The sequence below is a fragment of the Aeromonas sp. S13(2024) genome (assembly GCF_041402405.1).
Lineage (GTDB): Bacteria > Pseudomonadota > Gammaproteobacteria > Enterobacterales > Aeromonadaceae > Aeromonas > Aeromonas veronii.
The window spans coordinates 159334-176765 of sequence record NZ_JBGLRA010000007.1 but is presented as its reverse complement, the minus strand read 5'-3'; the positions used below and the strand labels follow the sequence as shown (position 1 = coordinate 176765).

General features: G+C 59.0%; 17 protein-coding genes. 9 read left to right on the top strand and 8 right to left on the bottom strand.

Annotation, left to right across the window (positions count from 1 at the left end; genetic code table 11):
* Positions 1-134 precede the first annotated feature (134 nt).
* Both ACB042_RS12050 and mutH read right to left on the bottom strand, forming a co-directional pair.
* The gene (locus ACB042_RS12050) at positions 135-458 is read right to left on the bottom strand and encodes an isoamylase early set domain-containing protein (protein WP_005348910.1); all 324 of its coding nucleotides are present in this window, start codon (positions 456-458) and stop codon (positions 135-137) included.
* Between the two features lie 80 nt (positions 459-538).
* The gene (gene mutH, locus ACB042_RS12045; protein ID WP_042084339.1) at positions 539-1213 is read right to left on the bottom strand and encodes a DNA mismatch repair endonuclease MutH; all 675 of its coding nucleotides are present in this window, start codon (positions 1211-1213) and stop codon (positions 539-541) included.
* Positions 1214-1946: 733 nt separating this feature from the next.
* On the opposite strand from mutH, the gene rppH reads away from it, so the two are divergent.
* The 4 genes from rppH to thyA all read left to right on the top strand — a co-directional run bounded on the left by rppH (position 1947) and on the right by thyA (position 6454).
* Complete coding sequence (gene rppH / locus ACB042_RS12040; protein ID WP_005340421.1) at positions 1947-2474, top strand: RNA pyrophosphohydrolase; 528 nt, start codon at positions 1947-1949, stop codon at positions 2472-2474.
* 14 nt (positions 2475-2488) lie between these two features.
* Positions 2489-4768 (top strand): phosphoenolpyruvate--protein phosphotransferase, encoded by a 2280-nt coding sequence (ptsP, locus tag ACB042_RS12035; protein ID WP_236271930.1) that lies wholly within the window; start codon positions 2489-2491, stop codon positions 4766-4768.
* 67 nt (positions 4769-4835) lie between these two features.
* Positions 4836-5660 (top strand): prolipoprotein diacylglyceryl transferase, encoded by an 825-nt coding sequence (gene lgt, locus ACB042_RS12030; protein ID WP_031227775.1) that lies wholly within the window; start codon positions 4836-4838, stop codon positions 5658-5660.
* Entirely contained in the window at positions 5660-6454 is a 795-nt protein-coding gene (gene thyA / locus ACB042_RS12025) for a thymidylate synthase (protein ID WP_005340427.1), read from the top strand. The genes lgt and thyA overlap by 1 nt, the downstream gene beginning before the upstream one ends.
* Positions 6455-6641: 187 nt before the next feature.
* Here thyA and rlmD read toward each other — a convergent pair whose 3' ends face one another.
* Positions 6642-7994 (bottom strand): 23S rRNA (uracil(1939)-C(5))-methyltransferase RlmD, encoded by a 1353-nt coding sequence (gene rlmD, locus ACB042_RS12020; protein WP_042081561.1) that lies wholly within the window; start codon positions 7992-7994, stop codon positions 6642-6644.
* Positions 7995-8268: 274 nt separating this feature from the next.
* Here rlmD and ACB042_RS12015 point away from each other — a divergent pair, with 274 nt between their 5' ends.
* Entirely contained in the window at positions 8269-9993 is a 1725-nt protein-coding gene (locus tag ACB042_RS12015; RefSeq protein ID WP_216952073.1) for a proline--tRNA ligase, read from the top strand.
* A gap of 94 nt (positions 9994-10087) precedes the next feature.
* On the opposite strand, the gene ACB042_RS12010 is transcribed toward ACB042_RS12015, so the two are convergent.
* The 3 genes from ACB042_RS12010 to ACB042_RS12000 all read right to left on the bottom strand — a co-directional run bounded on the left by ACB042_RS12010 (position 10088) and on the right by ACB042_RS12000 (position 12074).
* Positions 10088-10768 carry an SDR family oxidoreductase gene (locus tag ACB042_RS12010; protein ID WP_005363016.1) on the bottom strand — a complete coding sequence of 227 codons (681 nt, stop codon included), beginning with the start codon at positions 10766-10768 and terminating at the stop codon, positions 10088-10090.
* A 128-nt stretch (positions 10769-10896) separates the two neighbouring features.
* A complete protein-coding gene (locus tag ACB042_RS12005) occupies positions 10897-11529 on the bottom strand; it encodes a TIGR04219 family outer membrane beta-barrel protein (RefSeq protein WP_005335781.1) in 633 nt (210 codons plus the stop codon).
* Between the two features lie 95 nt (positions 11530-11624).
* On the bottom strand, positions 11625-12074 hold the full coding sequence (locus tag ACB042_RS12000) for a copper chaperone PCu(A)C (protein ID WP_005335782.1): 450 nt from the start codon (positions 12072-12074) through the stop codon (positions 11625-11627).
* An 89-nt stretch (positions 12075-12163) separates the two neighbouring features.
* On the opposite strand from ACB042_RS12000, the gene ACB042_RS11995 reads away from it, so the two are divergent.
* Complete coding sequence (locus ACB042_RS11995; protein WP_371178476.1) at positions 12164-12913, top strand: enoyl-CoA hydratase-related protein; 750 nt, start codon at positions 12164-12166, stop codon at positions 12911-12913.
* Positions 12914-12930: 17 nt separating this feature from the next.
* Here the strand turns inward: ACB042_RS11995 and ACB042_RS11990 are convergent, their stop codons facing one another.
* Positions 12931-13359: a DUF2753 family protein gene (locus tag ACB042_RS11990; RefSeq protein ID WP_005335785.1), complete on the bottom strand. Its 429-nt coding sequence runs from the start codon at positions 13357-13359 to the stop codon at positions 12931-12933.
* A gap of 285 nt (positions 13360-13644) precedes the next feature.
* Here ACB042_RS11990 and ACB042_RS11985 point away from each other — a divergent pair, with 285 nt between their 5' ends.
* On the top strand, positions 13645-14304 hold the full coding sequence (locus ACB042_RS11985; RefSeq protein ID WP_236381171.1) for a CatB-related O-acetyltransferase: 660 nt from the start codon (positions 13645-13647) through the stop codon (positions 14302-14304).
* Between the two features lie 94 nt (positions 14305-14398).
* Here ACB042_RS11985 and ACB042_RS11980 read toward each other — a convergent pair whose 3' ends face one another.
* Entirely contained in the window at positions 14399-15106 is a 708-nt protein-coding gene (locus tag ACB042_RS11980) for a ParB-like protein (protein ID WP_371178475.1), read from the bottom strand.
* A 184-nt stretch (positions 15107-15290) separates the two neighbouring features.
* On the opposite strand from ACB042_RS11980, the gene ACB042_RS11975 reads away from it, so the two are divergent.
* Both ACB042_RS11975 and ACB042_RS11970 read left to right on the top strand, forming a co-directional pair.
* Positions 15291-16895 (top strand): ABC transporter substrate-binding protein, encoded by a 1605-nt coding sequence (locus ACB042_RS11975; protein WP_371178474.1) that lies wholly within the window; start codon positions 15291-15293, stop codon positions 16893-16895.
* A 118-nt stretch (positions 16896-17013) separates the two neighbouring features.
* Positions 17014-17313 (top strand): hypothetical protein, encoded by a 300-nt coding sequence (locus ACB042_RS11970; protein ID WP_013723462.1) that lies wholly within the window; start codon positions 17014-17016, stop codon positions 17311-17313.
* The last annotated feature ends 119 nt before the right edge of the window (positions 17314-17432 follow it).

Genomic DNA, 17432 nt, shown 5'->3' with positions numbered 1-17432 from the left:
GGAGCGGCCGCATCATGCGTTGAAATACAGAACCCCCGATGCAGTACATAGGGGGTTCTGAGTAGAGAAATGCTAGTTGAAAATGTGTAAACCTATTTCAGGACTAGACACGTCTATTGGCTATCTGGGAGCCGTTACTGGATGACCCGAACTACCGAGTTGTCTCGCCCGAAGGGGCCTGGCACATAGTCATCCGCTGCCCAGTCATTCTCGTAGAGGGTTTCCCCTGCCGGTGTGATGAGCTGGTAGCAATATTCGAAGTACCCCGGGCCGTCGGTCGGCAGATTGAGGGTGGCTTTGAACTCGCCGCTCTTCATGCGTTTCAGCTCGACCGGTTGCCACTGAGTGAACTCGCCGATCAGCATCACCTGTTCCGCCCCTGCAGCCGCCTCTTTCTCTACGGCAAAGGTCACCTTGACCTCGGGCTTGGACTTCAAAAACTGTTTGATCAGTGGCATGACGCCTCCTTGTCTGTGAGTTAAAAATGGCTCCTGTCTATTTTTATACCACCATATGACAAAGATGTTGATAAGGCAGATCAAGTCGGCAAGGCAAAATAGCGTTGCAGCAGACTGTGGGTGAAGTCGATCTTGAGATAGAAACCGCGGGGCAGGGTCATGATGGGTTGACCGTCGCGGCCGATGGCGCGAGTCAGCGCCTTGTTGTTGGCCGCCTTGGGCCGCAGTTGCATCACCTGGCCGTGGCGTGCGCTGATCTGCTCCACTTCTCCCAGCACTATCATGTCCATTAGCTCCTCCCAGTCCTGACGCAGTAGTCGATCTTCCTCTTCATTCGGGCTCCACATCAGTGGCATGCCGACTCGCCGCTCGCCAACCGGGATCTCGCGACTGCCTTCCACCGGGATCCAGAGCACCCGGGAGAGCTTGTTGCGCACGTTGGATTCCTCCCAGCGCTGGCCGCTGACGCCGATCAGCGGGGCGACGCAGACGAAGGTGGTCTCCAGCGGTTTGCCTTGAGGATCCACGGGGATCGTCTTGAGTTCGATCCCCAGCTCCGGGAAGTCCTGCTCCGGCTTGCTCCCGGCGCTGGCCCCCAGTTGCAGCTCGATCAACTGGCCGACCCACCCCTTGTCACGGCGCAGGTCTTTGGGCACCGCGACACCAGCCTCGGCGGCCAGCTGCGCTAGTGTGAAGCCGGCCATGGCATAGGCGCGGCTCAATAACTCCTGCTCGGATTGGGGATTGCTTGGCATAGTTGGCTCCATCTTGCTCGCCATATTCTAACAGGGGAGGATCCCGAGAAGGATCGCTGTTTTTATAACCGATCCTGAGTGGATAAGATCAAATGCAGAGAATTTGGGGGCTATCAGTTCATCGTTATGATTTTAAAAGGTTTTGTCTATTTTATCGAGTAGTGTTCCAGGTCTGGTTTGACCTCTAAATAGTTGTCCAAGGGTTTGTGCATGATGTTACACACAGTTATCCACAGAAATCTTGGATAAGTGGATGAAAGTGGTTGGAGTCGCTGATATGTTACAAAAAATTGTGAATGCCACCCCATTTTTACAGGGTAAACGGGATAGATATTGTGCCACTCCTGTGGATAATTTCGCCGCGGTGGATCTTTGAGCAGTTGAACTTGTTCACAATCCGGATCATGGATCTGGCTCTTGGGGTAACATGGATCTAGATCCAGTTATTTTATCTCAACTTCATAAAAAATAATGATTTTTTATATTTAATGTCGCGTGGTGATACGAAGAGTTACTTTTCGCGTACAGTTAAAAAGTACTGTATATACCCGTTTGCTAACAGCTTTATGCACAGCCTGGGTGGGCAACTTGGGGGCGCGGATCCTTGGATTTGTTTATAAGTATGTTTGAAATTGAAAGTTATTCATGAAACAGGGGATTCACTCCTTGTTTGCTGCCACGGAGTGAATGTGGAACAATCTCCTTATAGATTCAGCCTTTATAAGGTGATCACGTGATTGATGGCGACGGATTTCGTCCCAATGTCGGTATCGTGATCTGTAACCGTGAAGGACAAGTGTTGTGGGCTAAACGCTATGGGCAGCACTCCTGGCAGTTTCCGCAGGGGGGGGTTGATGATGGTGAAACGCCAGAGCAGGCCATGTATCGAGAGCTGTATGAGGAGATTGGCCTCAAGCCCGAAGATGTGACCATCATGGCCACCAGTCGTAACTGGCTAAAGTACCGTTTACCCAAACGTCTTGTCCGCTGGGACAGTTCACCGGTCTGTATTGGCCAAAAACAAAAATGGTTCCTGTTACAGCTGAATTCGGGCAAGGAGTCGCGGATCCAGTTCGGCTGTCATGGCCATCCCGAATTTGACGACTGGCGTTGGGTCAGCTTCTGGTACCCGGTGCGTCAGGTCGTCTCGTTCAAGCGGGAGGTTTATCGCCGGGTCATGAAAGAGTTTGCCCCGCTGGCGATGCCAGTGCCGGCAGTGCAGGTCAACAAGAAGGATGGGCGGCGCAACCGCGCCCGTTAAGGAGCACAGATTAGTTGTTAACGGAACTGAGACGTATCGTCGAGAGCATGGCCGAGGCCAATACCCTCGAGCAGGCCTTGCAAGCATTGGTGAGCCAGACCCGGCACGCCATGGCAGTGGACTGCTGCTCCGTCTATGTCTCGGAACCCGAGGTGCGCCGCTATCGCCTGGCGGCTACCGACGGCTTGGCCCCGTCCGCAGTCGGCAAGGTGACCCTGCCCTACGAGCAGGGCATCGTCGGTCTGGTGGGTCAGCGGGAAGAGCTGATCAACCTGGCTGATGCCCCCGCGCATCCCAGTTTCAAATTCCTGCCCGATGTGGCCGAAGAGGCGTTCCGCTCCTTCCTCGGTGCCCCCATCATGCACCAGCGTCAGGTGGTTGGCATTCTGGTGGTGCAGCAGAAGGAGAGTCGCCGCTTCGATGAGGGGGAAGAGTCCTTCATGGTCACCCTGGCGGCCCAGCTGGCGGCGCGGATCGCCCAGGCGCAGGCCAAGGGGTGGTTGCAGAAGACCGACTGGAGCAAGCCGCTGCGTGGTATTGCCGGTGCCAGCGGCATCGCCATGGCCAAGGCTTGGGTGTGGCGGCCCCGTAAGGCGCTCTCGTCCATTACCCCGCGCAAGGATGAAGACCATGCCAGCCAGCTGGCGCGGCTGGAGCAGGCGGTTGAGGAAGTGCGGCACGACTTGGAGAGTCTGGCGCTGCGCTTTCGCGAGAGCTACAGCCAGGATTCGGTGGCGATTTTCGATATCTACCTCCATCTGCTGAACGATCCCGGCTATATCAAGCCCATTCGCAACAAGGTGAGCAAGGAGCACTGGACTGCGGTATCTGCGGTTAAGCTCATCAGCGATCGCTTGATCGAGCAGTTCAAGGGGATGAAGGATCCCTACCTGCAGGAGCGCTCCACCGACGTGAAGGATATTGCCCAGCGACTGATCAGCCGACTGGTGCAGAATGAACCGGAACATATCTCCATCGGCGAGCCGGTGGTGCTGGTTGCCGACGAGGTGACTGCCACCATTCTGGCGGAAGTGCCCCGCGAGTATCTGACCGGGGTGGTCTCGCTCAAGGGGGGAACCAACTCCCATGCGGCCATTCTGGCCCGCGCCATGGGGGTGGCCGCCATCATGGGGGTAGATCTGCCCCTTGGTGACATCGGTGGTCGCATGCTGGTCGTCGATGGCTACAGCGGCGATCTCTTCATCGAACCCAATCAGGTGATCCTGACCGAGTATCGTCAGCTGCTGAGCGAAGAGCGGGCGCTCGATACTCTGGTGCGCAGTGTCGACAACCTGCCATCCGAGACGGCCGACGGCACCAAGGTCTCTCTGCTGCTCAACGCCGGGCTCAGTGCCGATACCGAGATCTCCCTCAATCAGCTGGCGGACGGGGTGGGCCTCTATCGCACAGAGATCCCCTTTATGCTGCAGGAGAGCTTCCCCTCCGAGTGGGAGCAGACTGCCCGTTATCGCGGTATTCTGGAGACCTACCGCAACCGGCCGGTCTGCATGCGGACGCTGGATGTGGGCGGCGACAAGCCGTTGCCCTATTTCCCCATCGTCGAGGAAAACCCCTTCCTTGGCTGGCGGGGGATCCGGATCACCCTGGATCACCCCGAACTGTTTCTGGTGCAGCTCAAGGCGATGCTGCGGGCCAGTGAAGGGCTGGACAATCTGGCCATCATGCTGCCGATGATCAGCAGCGTCAGCGAAATCAAGGCCTCCCGTCGTCTGCTGGATCAGGCGTGGCGAGAGGTGTCTGAAGAGGCGGCGAGCCGCGATGCGGTGATCCGCTACCCCAGCCTCGGGGTGATGATCGAGGTGCCCTCAGCACTCTTTATCTTGCCGGAGATGGCGCCGCTCATCGATTTCTGGTCGGTGGGCAGTAACGATCTGACCCAGTACCTGCTGGCGGTAGATCGCAACAATTCCCGGGTTGCCAACATCTACGATGCCTTCCATCCTGCGGTGATCCGCGCCCTGCAACAGCTGGTTGATGCCTCCCACCGTTACCAGAAGCCGGTGTCGGTCTGTGGCGAGCTGGCCGGTGATCCGGTCGGTGTATTGCTGCTGCTTGCCATGGGCTATCGCCGCTTCAGTATGAACACCCACAATATCGCCCGGATTAAGTACGTGCTGCGTCAATCCACCCTGAGCGAGTTGACCGAACTGATGGCCGATGGCCTCAAACATGACAACCCCCACGTACTGCGCGGCCTGTTTGCCCGCTATCTGGAGGAGCATGGTTTGGGCGGTTTGCTGCGAGCCGGTCATAAATCGAAACAGAGTGATTGATAATCATGCCTTGTCCCTGCTGGCGAATGATCGGAAAATGCGGCTTTTATTTTGACTGGGGCCGCATATGCAGCACGATGGATATTGGGTTTTCTCGCAGATTGATCCCGTAGCATTCAGTTTGGGACCACTATCGGTACGCTGGTATGGTCTCATGTACCTGTTCGGTTTCGCGTTTGCCATGTGGCTTGCCGGCCGTCGCGCCGATGCGCCGAACAGCGGCTGGACCCGCAACGAGGTGTCGGATCTGCTGTTCTACGGTTTCCTCGGGGTGATCCTCGGTGGCCGTGTCGGTTACGTACTGTTCTACAACTTCGATCTCTTCCTCGCGGATCCCACCTATCTGTTCAAGATCTGGACCGGCGGTATGTCGTTCCACGGTGGGTTGATCGGGGTGATCACCGCGATGATCTGGTTTGCCCACAAGACCAAGCGCCACTTCTTCACCGTGGCCGACTTTGTGGCACCGCTCATTCCGTTCGGTCTCGGCGTTGGCCGGATCGGCAACTTCCTCAACGGCGAGCTGTGGGGCCGGGTCACCGATGTGCCCTGGGCCATCATCTTCCCGGAGGCCGGCCCTGAGCCGCGTCATCCCTCCCAGCTCTACCAGTTCGCACTGGAAGGGGTGGTGCTGTTCATCATCCTCAACCTGTTCTGGCGCAAGAATCCGCCGCGCGGTGCCATCTCCGGCATGTTCCTGCTGTTCTACGGCCTGTTCCGCTTCCTGGTGGAGTTTGTGCGCCAACCGGACAGCCAGCTCGGTCTCTACTTCCAGGAGATCAGCATGGGCCAGATCCTCTCCACCCCGATGATTATCGCCGGTGCCCTGATGATCTGGGCCGCCTACAAGCGTCCGCAGCTGTTCGGTAATGCCGTGAAGGAGGCGAAATAATGCGAGCTTATCTCGACCTGATGCAGAAAATCCTCGATGAGGGCACCGTCAAGTCTGACCGTACCGGCACCGGTACTGTCTCCCTGTTCGGCCATCAGATGCGCTTCAATCTGGCGGAGGGGTTCCCGCTGGTGACCACCAAGAAGTGCCACCTGCGCTCCATCATTCACGAGCTGCTCTGGTTCCTCAATGGGGATACCAATACCGCTTATCTGAAGGAAAATGGCGTCAGCATCTGGGATGAGTGGGCCGACGAGAATGGCGATCTGGGGCCGGTTTACGGCGCGCAGTGGCGCTCCTGGCCTGCGGCCGACGGGTCTGTCATCGACCAGATCCAGAAGGCGGTGGATGACATCAAGCACAACCCGGATTCGCGCCGCATCATCGTATCCGCCTGGAACGTGGGTGAACTGGACAAGATGGCGCTGGCTCCCTGCCACGCCTTCTTCCAGTTTTATGTGGCGGACGGCAAGCTCTCCTGCCAGCTCTACCAGCGCAGTTGTGATGTGTTCCTCGGCCTGCCGTTCAACATCGCCAGCTACGCCCTGCTGACCCACATGATGGCCCAGCAGTGCAATCTGGAAGTGGGTGACTTTGTCTGGACTGGCGGTGATGTGCATCTCTACTCCAACCACATGGAGCAGACAGCTCTGCAGCTCTCCCGCGAGCCGCGCCCGCTGCCGACCCTGGTGATCAAGCGCAAACCTGACTCCATCTTCGATTACAAGTTCGAGGATTTCGAGATCGAGGGTTATGATCCCCACCCCGGCATCAAGGCGCCCGTCGCCATCTGATAGAAAGGCGCCATGAGGCGCCTGATACTATCAATATGCGGTGCGGTAAGGTTGCCAAAATGGACATGCAGCTATTGGTGACGGTGCGATAACACCCTTGTTGCGATCCATGTAACCTTTGGGGTCTTGCCCATAAAAAACGACGCCAGCTGGCGTCGTTTTTTTATGGGCAAGAGTCGGGGGCGACTTATGCCTTGGCAGGCAGGCTCAGGCGGGCAACCGCTTCCACATGCATGGAGTGCGGGAACATATCGACCGGCTGCACCTCGTCCAGCACGAAGCCCTGCTTGACCAGCCAGGCAAGATCGCGGGCCAGGGTCTGCGGGTTGCAGGAGACATAGACCAGACGACGGGGCGCCATGGCGACCAGGGTCTGCAGCACCGCCTTGTCACAGCCCTTGCGGGGCGGATCCATTACCACCACGTCAGCTGTCACGCCTTGGGCGTGCAGCTCGGGCATCAGCTGCTCGGCCTTGCCAACGTGGAATTCGGTGTGCTCGATGCCGTTGAGGGCAGCGTTGCGACGGGCATCGCTGATGGCGCTCTCCACCGACTCGATCCCGACGACCTTGGCGGCCTTGCCAGCCAGGAACAGGGAGATGGTGCCGATACCGCAATAGATGTCGAACACCGTCTCGTTGCCGGTCAGCTCGGCATACTCGAGGGCGCTGGAGTAGAGCACATCGGTCTGGGTCGGGTTGTTCTGGAAGAAGGAGAGCGGCGAGATCTCGAACTCGAGCTCATGGATCTTGTCGCGGATCACCCCTTCGCCGAGCAGCACCCGGTTGGTCGCACCCAGAATGCGGTTGGTGCGCTCATCGTTGATGTTCTGCACCAGAGTAGTGACCGGCAGATCGCTCAGGGCTGCCAGCAGCTCGGCTTCGAACGGTAACTCCTCGCCCAAAGTGACCAGCACCACCATCAGCTCACCGCTCTTGAAGCCCTTGCGGGTCATCAGGTTGCGCACGCAGCCGCTGTGGTTTACTTCGTCATAGGCGGCGATGTCGTGCTCGCGCATCCAGTTGCGCACCCGGGCGTTGAGCTCGACGTGCAGCGGATCCTGCACCGCACAGTCATCGGCGGTGATGAGATCGTGGGAGTGCTTGCGATAAAAACCGATCTCGGCACCGGCATCGCAGCCACGCACCGCATATTGCGCCTTGTTGCGATAGGCGAACGGGCTTTCCATGCCAAGGATATCCTTGACCGGGGTGTCACCCAGCCCGACCTGCTCCAGTGCGCTCTGCACCAGTGCCTGCTTGAGCTTGAGCTGGGCCGGATAGGCCAGCGGACGTACCTGACAGCCACCACACTCGGTGTTGGGGCAGAAATCGGCAACCCGATCGGCAGAGGGCTGGAGCAGCTCGGCAACCTTGCCGTGCAGATAGTTCGGCTTGACCTCGGTCAGCTCCACCAGCGCCTGCTCACCGGGCAGCAGACCTTCGACAAACAGGGGGCGATCGAACAGGCGTCCTTTGCCATCTCCTTTGTCGGTCAGTTCCAGGATCTCGATCTGGTGTTGATGTCCCACTAACGGCATGAGCGGCTCCAAAAGTACTAAAAATGGGGGGTGATGGACGCGGAAAAGCCATGCCCATCGAGAAAAGGTGGCAGAGTTTAGCGGAGATCCGGCCAAATTGCAGGCATAAAAAGCCTGCTTGTTGCAATGGTCATTGCCCCAGGCTATCTGCCGGGCGTTGCCACCTTTCGAGTTGCGGCAAATTTAGCCCTTGGGCCATAACGCCCAGCCTGTTAAAATTCCGCCCTTGAAATTATCCTGGGCCCCGCGCCCGTTCTAGCTAAGGTCTACCGCGATGCGTACCAGCCAATATCTGCTTTCCACTCTCAAGGAAACCCCCTCCGACGCTGAAGTTGTCAGCCACCAGCTGATGCTGCGCGCCGGGATGATCCGTAAACTGGCCTCCGGCATGTATGCCTGGTTGCCAACCGGTCTGCGGGTACTGAAGAAAATCGAGAACATTGTTCGCGAAGAGATGAACAATGCTGGTGCCGTCGAAGTCTCCATGCCGGTGGTTCAGCCTGCCGAGCTGTGGCAGGAGTCCGGCCGCTGGGATGACTACGGTCCCGAGCTGTGCCGCCTGACCGACCGTCACAACCGCCCCTTCGTGCTGGGCCCGACCCACGAAGAGGTGATCACTGCGCTGGTGCGTTACGAAGTGAACAGTTACAAGCAGCTGCCGCTCAACCTCTACCAGATCCAGACCAAGTTCCGCGACGAAGTGCGCCCCCGTTTCGGCGTGATGCGCGGCCGCGAATTCCTGATGAAGGATGCCTACTCCTTCCACATCGACAAGGAATCTCTGGTAGATACCTACGAGAAGATGCATGCCGCCTACTGCAAGGCGTTCACCCGCATGGGTCTGAACTTCCGTCCGGTGCAGGCCGATACCGGCTCCATCGGTGGTACCGGTTCCCACGAATTCCAGGTGCTGGCCGAGAGCGGTGAAGACTTGATCGCCTTCTCCGACAGCTCCGATTACGCCGCCAACATCGAGATGGCCGAAGCGCTGGCACCGGCTGGTGAGCGCGCTGCTGCAACCGCAGCCCTGACCAAGGTTGCCACCCCGAACGTCCACACCATCGACGAAGTGGCCGCTTTCCTGAGCGTGGCACCGACCGCCATCGCCAAGACCCTGCTGGTACTGGCAGAGGAAGATGAGCACGGCAAGCAGGCCGTCATCGCGCTAGTACTGCGTGGCGACCACGAGCTGAACGAAATCAAAGCCGAGAAACTGGCTGGCGTAGCCAACCCGCTGACCTTCGCCAACGACGAGCAGATCAAAGCTGCCGCCGGTTGCGACGCAGGCTCCATCGGCCCGGTCGGCTTTGCCGGTCGCATCATCGTCGATCGCAGCGCCGCCCATCTGGCGGACTTCGTCTGCGGCGCCAACGAAACCGGCTTCCACCTGACCGGTGCCAACTGGGATCGCGACATCGCTACCTACGAAGTTGCCGACCTGCGCAACGTGGTGGAAGGCGACCCGAGCCCGTGCGGCCAGGGCAAGCTGCTGCTCAAGCGCGGTATCGAAGTGGGCCACATCTTCCAGCTGGGTACCAAATACTCCGAAGCGATGAAGGCGAGCGTGCTGAACGAAGCTGGCAAGTCCGTCACCATGGAGATGGGTTGCTACGGTATCGGGGTTTCCCGTCTGGTGGCTGCCGCCATCGAGCAGAACAACGACCAGTACGGCATCATCTGGCCGGACGCCATCGCTCCGTTCGAAGTGGCCATCGTGCCGATGAACATGCACAAGTCCGAGCGCGTGGCCGAGCAGGCACAGCAGTTCTACGCCGAGCTGAAAGCCGCCGGTGTGGACGTGCTGTTCGACGACCGTAAAGAGCGCCCGGGCGTGATGTTCGCCGACATGGAGCTGCTGGGCATCCCGCACGCCATCGTCATCGGCGATCGCGGTCTGGACAACGGCGTGGTGGAGTACAAGTGCCGCCGCACCGGCGAGAAGCAGGAAGTGGCCATCAGCGACATCATCGCCATGCTCAAGGCCAAGCTGGGCCGTTAATTCCGCCCTCTTCCCGATATAAAAAAGCGCGCCGTTTGGCGCGCTTTTTGTTTCTGTATGTTCTGACGACGGCAACCGGATGGCGGGCTTCGCCTCAGGGATTGCGACCGATAAAGAGGTCGGTCACGTGGCAGCTGCTTCTGGCTTCCAGCGCGTCGAGCATATAGGCTGCCGCATCTTCCGGGGTCATGAAGCCACTCGGGTCCACGTGATCCGAGTTGTCCCAGAATTCGCTGCGGATCCCGCTCGGATAGAGATTGACCAGCCGCAGTGGCGAGCCTTTCAGCTCCGCGCGTAAGGATTCGAGAAAGCCGCGCATCCCCCATTTGGAGGCGCAGTAGAGGCTCTCGTTGGCCTTGCCCACCTGAGCGGCGGAGGAGAGCACATTGGCCAGCACTCCGCCTTTCTCCCCGATAAGCCGCACCGTCTGCTGGGCCACCAGAATGGTGGAGATGAGATTGCTCTCCACCACCCGGCGGATCTGCTCGGCGGTGTAGACACCAACCGGGCCAAACTCGCCCACCCCGGCGCAGTGGATCACCATGTCGGGCAGACCACCCCACTCCACCGCAGCGGCGAAGGCGACATCGACCTCTTCATGGTGCGCCAGATCGGCGGCGATGCCGATCACCGCGCTGCCGAGCAGTTGCTCCTGCTCCTGCAGTCGCTGATAACGGCGCCCCATCATGGAGACCTGATGGCCCCGCTCAACCAGACCTATGGTCAGCGCCCGGCCGAGACCAGAACCGGCACCTGTCACTATGATGTGGCCCATTATCGCTCCTCGTCGTCAGTCGACGGTCAGATTAGAAAGTGAATTCATCGCCCATGAACCATCCATCGACAGAATGCTCTGATAGATGTTGGCGAAGAATCTCACCCCCGTTGTCAGACAACGTCAGATTAGAAAGTGAATTCGCCGCCCATGAACCAGCCATCGACAGACTGATCGATATTGGCGAAGTCGACCTTGGCTTCACGCCAGCCGGCACGCAGCTTGATCGGCATGGAAGAGAACTTGTAGGAACCACCCAGACGGTAGTCATAGTTGTCCGCATCGTGGGTACGCAGATCGCCGAAGAAGGCGATGCCGGTGCCCGGGATCTTCACTTCACTGCCGGCATAGGCCATCAGGGTATCTTCGTCATAACCCTTGCGACCGGAGTAGACCTGCTCGCCATCGTAGTGACGACCGGTCATACCCAGATCGATCTTGAACAGATCGTTGTTGAACAGACGGTAGTAGAGGCTCAGATCGTAGGCGGTCAGATCGTTCTTGAAGTTGCCGCCGGAGGTGCTGAAATCGGAGACTTCAAACTTGGCGTTCGGCAGGAAGATGATGCCGTGTTCCAGTTGCAGATAGCCGTTCCAGTTGTAGCTGTCGTCATAGCTGCCATCAGCACTGGTGCCATAAGCCTGACCACTGCCCTTGGCGGCCCATACGTCGGCACCGGCGGCAAAACGCCAGTCGTCAGCGGCCATGGCACTCTGGCTGCACAGAGCCAGCACAAAACCGGCAATCAGCGTCTTTTTCATTACGTCACTTCCTCTTGCATACATGGAAAAGAGCACTATTTTACTCGGTGAAGCCAAAATACCCAGCGTCAATCCTGAACAAACGACGACAAATGTCAGTGCTTCATATGCTTCATCTCTGCCATCGGCTCAATCGGCTTCACCGGCAGTGACAGATCCAGCTTCTGACCATCGTCCATGGTGAGGGTGAGCGGGAAAGGGGTCTGCTCGGAGAGCGTGCCCACCTCGAACAGCATGATGTGCAGGCTGCCCGGTTTCAGCACCGCTTCGCCCTTGGCCGGGATCTCGATATTCTCGACCTGACGCATCTTCATCACGCCATTTTCGTGCAGGTGAGTGTGCAGCTCGGCACGCCCGGCCGCAGCAGAAGCCGCCGCCACCAGCTTGACCGGCTGGTCGGCGTCATTCTTGAGCACCATAAAGGCGGCAGTGTTGGGGGAGCCCGGCGGCAACAGGCGCACATAACCGTCGACAGCCTCGACCTTGGCCAGTGCAGGCGCCGTCATACCCAGAACCAGCAGAGAATAAAACGCACGTTTAAACATGGTTGAAATCCTTTTATGATGTTGTTAAACGGCGCCAAGGTTACTCCGGCAGTAACCTTTGTGCACCCTTCAATAACAAGGATTTAGACATGGCCCCCATTCTCGTCACCGAGCAGCAGGATGGCTTGCTCACCCTGACCCTCAACCGCCCCGACAAGCGCAACGCTCTCAATACCGAGCTCTATAAGCAACTGGTGGCAGCGCTGCGAGCGGCGGCGGCCGATGAGGAGGTGCATGTCCTGCTGTTGCAGGGGCAGCAAGATTGCTTTACCGCGGGCAATGATCTGGCCGACTTTATGGGCAAAAGCGCGCTGGAGCCCGACGACCCCATACTGCAGTTCCTCCACACCCTGGCCGATTTCCCCAAACCCGTGATCGCTGCCGTTGCAGGCCCGGCAGTGGGGATTGGCACCACCATTTTGCTGCACTGCGATCTGGTCTATCTGGCGGATAACGCCCGCTTGCAGCTCCCCTTTGTCGAGCTGGGGCTGGTGCCGGAGTTCGCCTCCAGCCTGCTGCTGCCGCGTCTGGTGGGGCACCTCAAGGCAGCCGAACTGTTGCTGCTGGCCGAGGCGATTGATGCCGAGGAGGCGCTGCGACTCGGGCTCGCCAACAAGGTGGTGGCGGCCGATGGAGTACTCTCCTTTGCCCGCGAGCAGGGACTGAAGCTGGCGGCCAAACCGCCCAGAGCGCTGCAAAAGAGCAAGGCACTGCTGAAACAGGAGCTTAAACAGGCGGTGCACTTTGTCATCGATCTGGAGGCGCGCGCCTTCGCCCAGGCACTGCAAGGGGAAGAGGCACAGCAGCGGATCGCCCAGAAACTCAAACGGCGGGGCTGAGCCGCGCCCACATCCGTTCAGTTGAGGCGAAAACGGCCGATCAGCTCGCAGCCCTGCACCTTGTCCTGCAGCTGGATCAGCCGGGCAATTTCCGGATTGGGGTGACGCTTGAGAAACGCGAGCAGGGCTCCACGGCAGCAACCCAGCTCGCTGATCAGTGCCTCGCACTCCCGATTGGGGCATTGTGGCACCAGCGCCGTGACCAGCTCGGAGGCGAGTTTCAGGTAGCGCAGCTCGTAAGTCGGCTCATCCATCGCCCGCCAGAAGTCGGCCAACCGGTGACAGGTGGCTACCCGCATGGTGGCCAGTTCGGTCAATTCGACCTGGGTCATCTCGTAAACATCCCCCAGCGCCTGCTGATAAAAGCAGATCGCCGCCCCCAGCGAACCGGCCTGCCAGGCACGCTCCGCCTCCAGCATGTATCGTTGCCAACTTTGCGGTGTCATCTCACTCTCCCGAGTCCGTCATGGTGGGAGTGTTATCATGGCTAATTGAGAATAAATATCAACCAGAGGGTTAGTGCAGGATCTCTGCGCAACCTTGGCAAACCCGGCGCCCGACCTTATGATCGTGCCCTTCCACCCTTCTTTGGAGCACACCACAATGCGACCACACCTCCCGCAGATGCTGGGCTGCTCCTTGCTCTGCGTGCCCCGCATGCTGGTCTGGATCTATTAGCTGCGCTCAAGCGAACGCAACCCATCCGATCCATTCAGCAAAGGAGTACCAACATGAACATCTGCCAACACTGGTCGCAGGTCGAATACCTGCACCTGACGGTGACCAACCCCAATATCTGCCTCAAAGGGCAGCACAGCTACTACTCGGGTGCCTGGGATGGCCCCTTCGAAGAGGTGGCGGTGCGCTACCTCCATGGCGATCCCTTCAGCCGCAGCCCGGAAACCGGCTGGGAGCCGCTCTGGCATATCGACCGTCTCCATATCGGCGACTATGTGCAGATTGCCGCTGGGGTAAAGATCATCATGGGCGGCAACCACACCCACAACACCGCCTTCATCAGCACCTATCCGTTCGCCGATCTGGAGGCGCTCAAGCGCAGCTACCACCCCGCAGGTGATACCCGCATCGGCAACGATGTCTGGATCGGCATGGAGGCGATGATCATGCCCGGTGTCACTATTGGCGATGGCGCCATCATCGCCGCCCGTTCGCTGGTCAATCAGGATGTGCCGCCCTATGCCATGGTCGCGGGCACCCCGGCCAGGGTGGTGCGGATGCGCTTTGGCGAGGAGGAGATTGCCCGGCTACAGGCCCTCGCCTGGTGGGATTGGCCGGATCAACAGGTCAACGATCTGCTACCGCTGATCCAGCAAGGTGACGTCGCCCAGCTTGAACAGGCGGCTGCCCGCTGGGCGGAGCGCCATGAGTGACCACCGCTAACCAGTAGCTGACAGCAGAAGGGCGACCCCGGGGTCGCCCTCTTTTATCTCCGGCATGATCAGGGTGCCGTCATCGCACATCCACTCACTGCGCGCTTTTGGACTGGTTGAGGCTGCACTGCTTGCCGGGATAACCGGGTAGCTCCTTGGCATCGCTGCCGCAGGCGAGCCGTTTGGCCTGTTGCAGGCGAGCCGCCAGATTGGCGCTGTCCACCGGCATCCACTGCATCTGCTTGCCGAGCCAGCTGGCCCAGGCAAACTCGACGAAATAGACCTGTTTGTCCTTGCGAAAGTAGCCCGCATTCTGCAGCAGTCCGGCGAGGGTGCGATAGGGATAATCAGGCAGCTTGTCGATACGGGTCGGCAACTGCTCCGGGGTCAGTGGTTGCCCCTTCTCATCCTTGAGCCAGGCCCAATGGTTGTTCTGCATCTGGCTCCAGAAGTTGGCTTTGTCCTGCAGGCGGCCAATCACCTTGACCCGGGCATCCTTGACGCCCTGCTGCCACAACGCCTTGGTGAGATGGTGGCGGTCCACCAGCCAGTAGCTGCCATCCGGCGCAATCACCACGGGGATCTCTTTCTTTTTCATCAACTTGTCGAGCTGCTTTGCGCTCATGCCCGCCAATGTGGCCTGGGTCTCATCGACCTGGATCTGGCCGACGCCCCCCTGAGTCGGGTGCAAGGCATCGATGCCGATCTCGCACCAGTTGCCCACCGCCGTGTCGCTCTGGCACGGGGCCAACGCCCAGGCACCCTGGCTCAACACACAGGCCAGCAATAACCATGCTTTCATCGTTTGACACTCCTCACCACATTGAACTGCACAGACGCCGGGAACGCTCTTCTACCCCGATTGGGAGTGAGAGTCGAATGCTGGCGGTCAGACCAGCAAACGGGATATCATGATTTCCCATCTGTCGGCGATATTTTCTCGCCGAGTTTTCTCCCCGCTTCACACTATTTGAAGGATCCGACCCATGAAAGGATGGACCCCCTTGCTGGCCCTGCTGGGCTGTGCTGCTGTCCAGGCTGCCGATATTCCCGCCGGAACACAACTCGCCGCCGAGCAGATTGTCGTTCGCCACCTCAAGGATGAACCTGCGAGCCTGAGCCCGCTCAAGCTGGTCGGCCTGCCGGAGTTGCAGGTACTGCGGGATCTGTTCGAGGGGCTGCTGACCCAGGGGCCGGATGGCAAACCGGTTGCCGGGGTGGCGGCCAGCTGGGAGAACAAGGGCAACCAGTTCTTTACCTTCCATCTGCGCCCGGATGCGCGCTGGTCCAACGGCGATCCGGTCAAGGCCGGCGACTTCGTCTACGGCTGGCGCAAGCTGGTCGACCCGAAAGAGGCGGCCACCTTCGCCTGGTTTGCCCAGTTGGCCCGTTTCGACAAGGTGGACGAGATAGTCGCTGGCAAATTGCCTGCCAGCGAGCTGGGGGTCAAGGCCCTCGATGACCACACCCTGCAGGTGACCCTCTCCCAGCCGGTGCCCTACTTCCTGAACCTGCTGAGCCATCCCAGCCTGTCGCCGCTCCATCAAGCCAGCATCGAGCAGTACGGCAACCTGTGGACCCAACCCGGCAAACTGGTGGGCAACGGTGCCTTTGTGCTGAATAACCGGGTGGTCAACGAGAAGCTGGAGCTGACCCCCAACCCTTATTACTGGGATCGGGCCCATACCGTATTGACCAAGGTGATCTTCATGCCTATCAATCAGGAGAGCGCGGCCACCAACCGCTACCTGGCGGGCGATCTGCATATCACCGAATCCTTCCCCAAGGAGCAGTACGACAAGCTGAAGCAGCAGATCCCGAATGAGGTCTACACCCCGGACCAGCTCGGCACCTACTACTACGCTTTCAATACCCGTCAGGCACCACTGAACGATGTGCGGGTGCGCAAGGCGCTCTCCTACACCATCGACCGCGCCCTGATCGCCGACAAAGTGCTCGGCACTGGCGAGAAACCGGCTTATCACTTCACTCCGGATGTGACCGCCAGCTTTACCCCGGCCGCCAACTTGCTCTCCACCAGCAGCCAGCCGGCGCTGGACAGCAAGGCCAAGGCCCTGCTCAAGGAGGCCGGTTACGGCCCGGACAAGCCGCTCAAGCTGACCCTGCTCTACAACACCGCGGAAATTCACAAGAAGATGGCACTGGCGATTGCCAGCATGTGGAAGCAGAAGCTGGGCGCCGAGGTCGAGCTGACCAATCAGGAGTGGAAAACCTATCTCGACAGTCGCCAGAGCGGTCAGTTCGAGGTGATCCGCTCATCCTGGGTCGCCGACTACAACGACCCGTCAGCGTTCCTCGGCCTGTGGGGCTCCCGTCACAACGGCAATATGGCAGGCTTTGCCAATGCCCGTTATGACCAGCTGCTGGCAGAGGCGGCCAGCACTCAGGATGTCGCCAGCCGCAGCAAGCTGTTTGGCGAGGCGGAGGCGATCCTGCTGGATCAAGCCCCCATCGCCCCCATCTACCAGTACACCAATGCCCGCCTCATCAAGCCATGGCTCAAGGGCTACCCCATCAACAACCCGGAAGATGTGGCCTACAGCCGCCAGCTGTACCTCGTCAAACACTGACACCGGCCACAACGATGCGAGGCCCCGCGGGGCCTCGCTATTGATACTGTTCACACCACGATTTCCAGCCTAAAATGCCGCCCCTTCTGTTCAATTAATCTCCAATACCCAGTCAGACATGCGTTATTTGATACTGCTCTCGTTGTTGTGGACCCTGCCTGCGCAGGCCAATAGCGAATCCCAATGCCAGCAAGAGTTTGTCGGCTGGATGCTGCATCAGCAGCAACAGTTCAGCGATCGCAAGTCTGACAAGATGGAGCGGCGCCGGGCCGAACGGGCCATCGAGTTGGCTCGTCAGGAGTACGACAAGCAGGCCAGCTTCTGCAAAACCATGCAGCTTGTACATGAGTACAAAGATGATGATCCTCGCCTCGCCCCAAGAAAGGGGGAAGTTCACGATTTCACACCGGCCAGCTGACCCTCACTTCATCAATTCATTGTGTTGATTAATTGACCCAAGCCAAGTTCGGGTCACTGAAGAGCCTTAGAATGATTAACTGAGAACGACAATAAAAAATATATTTATCAGTTATTTGG

Bases quoted from the DNA above. Each gene is read 5' to 3' on its own strand.
- ACB042_RS12050 (WP_005348910.1), bottom strand. From the start codon at position 458: ATGCCACTGATCAAACAGTTTTTGAAGTCCAAGCCCGAGGTCAAGGTG.
- mutH (WP_042084339.1), bottom strand. From the start codon at position 1,213: ATGCCAAGCAATCCCCAATCCGAGCAGGAGTTATTGAGCCGCGCCTAT.
- lgt (WP_031227775.1), top strand. From the start codon at position 4,836: ATGCAGCACGATGGATATTGGGTTTTCTCGCAGATTGATCCCGTAGCA.
- thyA (WP_005340427.1), top strand. From the start codon at position 5,660: ATGCGAGCTTATCTCGACCTGATGCAGAAAATCCTCGATGAGGGCACC.
- rlmD (WP_042081561.1), bottom strand. From the start codon at position 7,994: ATGCCGTTAGTGGGACATCAACACCAGATCGAGATCCTGGAACTGACC.
- ACB042_RS12015 (WP_216952073.1), top strand. From the start codon at position 8,269: ATGCGTACCAGCCAATATCTGCTTTCCACTCTCAAGGAAACCCCCTCC.
- ACB042_RS12010 (WP_005363016.1), bottom strand. From the start codon at position 10,768: ATGGGCCACATCATAGTGACAGGTGCCGGTTCTGGTCTCGGCCGGGCG.
- ACB042_RS12005 (WP_005335781.1), bottom strand. From the start codon at position 11,529: ATGAAAAAGACGCTGATTGCCGGTTTTGTGCTGGCTCTGTGCAGCCAG.
- ACB042_RS12000 (WP_005335782.1), bottom strand. From the start codon at position 12,074: ATGTTTAAACGTGCGTTTTATTCTCTGCTGGTTCTGGGTATGACGGCG.
- ACB042_RS11995 (WP_371178476.1), top strand. From the start codon at position 12,164: ATGGCCCCCATTCTCGTCACCGAGCAGCAGGATGGCTTGCTCACCCTG.
- ACB042_RS11990 (WP_005335785.1), bottom strand. From the start codon at position 13,359: ATGACACCGCAAAGTTGGCAACGATACATGCTGGAGGCGGAGCGTGCC.
- ACB042_RS11985 (WP_236381171.1), top strand. From the start codon at position 13,645: ATGAACATCTGCCAACACTGGTCGCAGGTCGAATACCTGCACCTGACG.
- ACB042_RS11980 (WP_371178475.1), bottom strand. From the start codon at position 15,106: ATGAAAGCATGGTTATTGCTGGCCTGTGTGTTGAGCCAGGGTGCCTGG.
- ACB042_RS11975 (WP_371178474.1), top strand. From the start codon at position 15,291: ATGAAAGGATGGACCCCCTTGCTGGCCCTGCTGGGCTGTGCTGCTGTC.
- ACB042_RS11970 (WP_013723462.1), top strand. From the start codon at position 17,014: ATGCGTTATTTGATACTGCTCTCGTTGTTGTGGACCCTGCCTGCGCAG.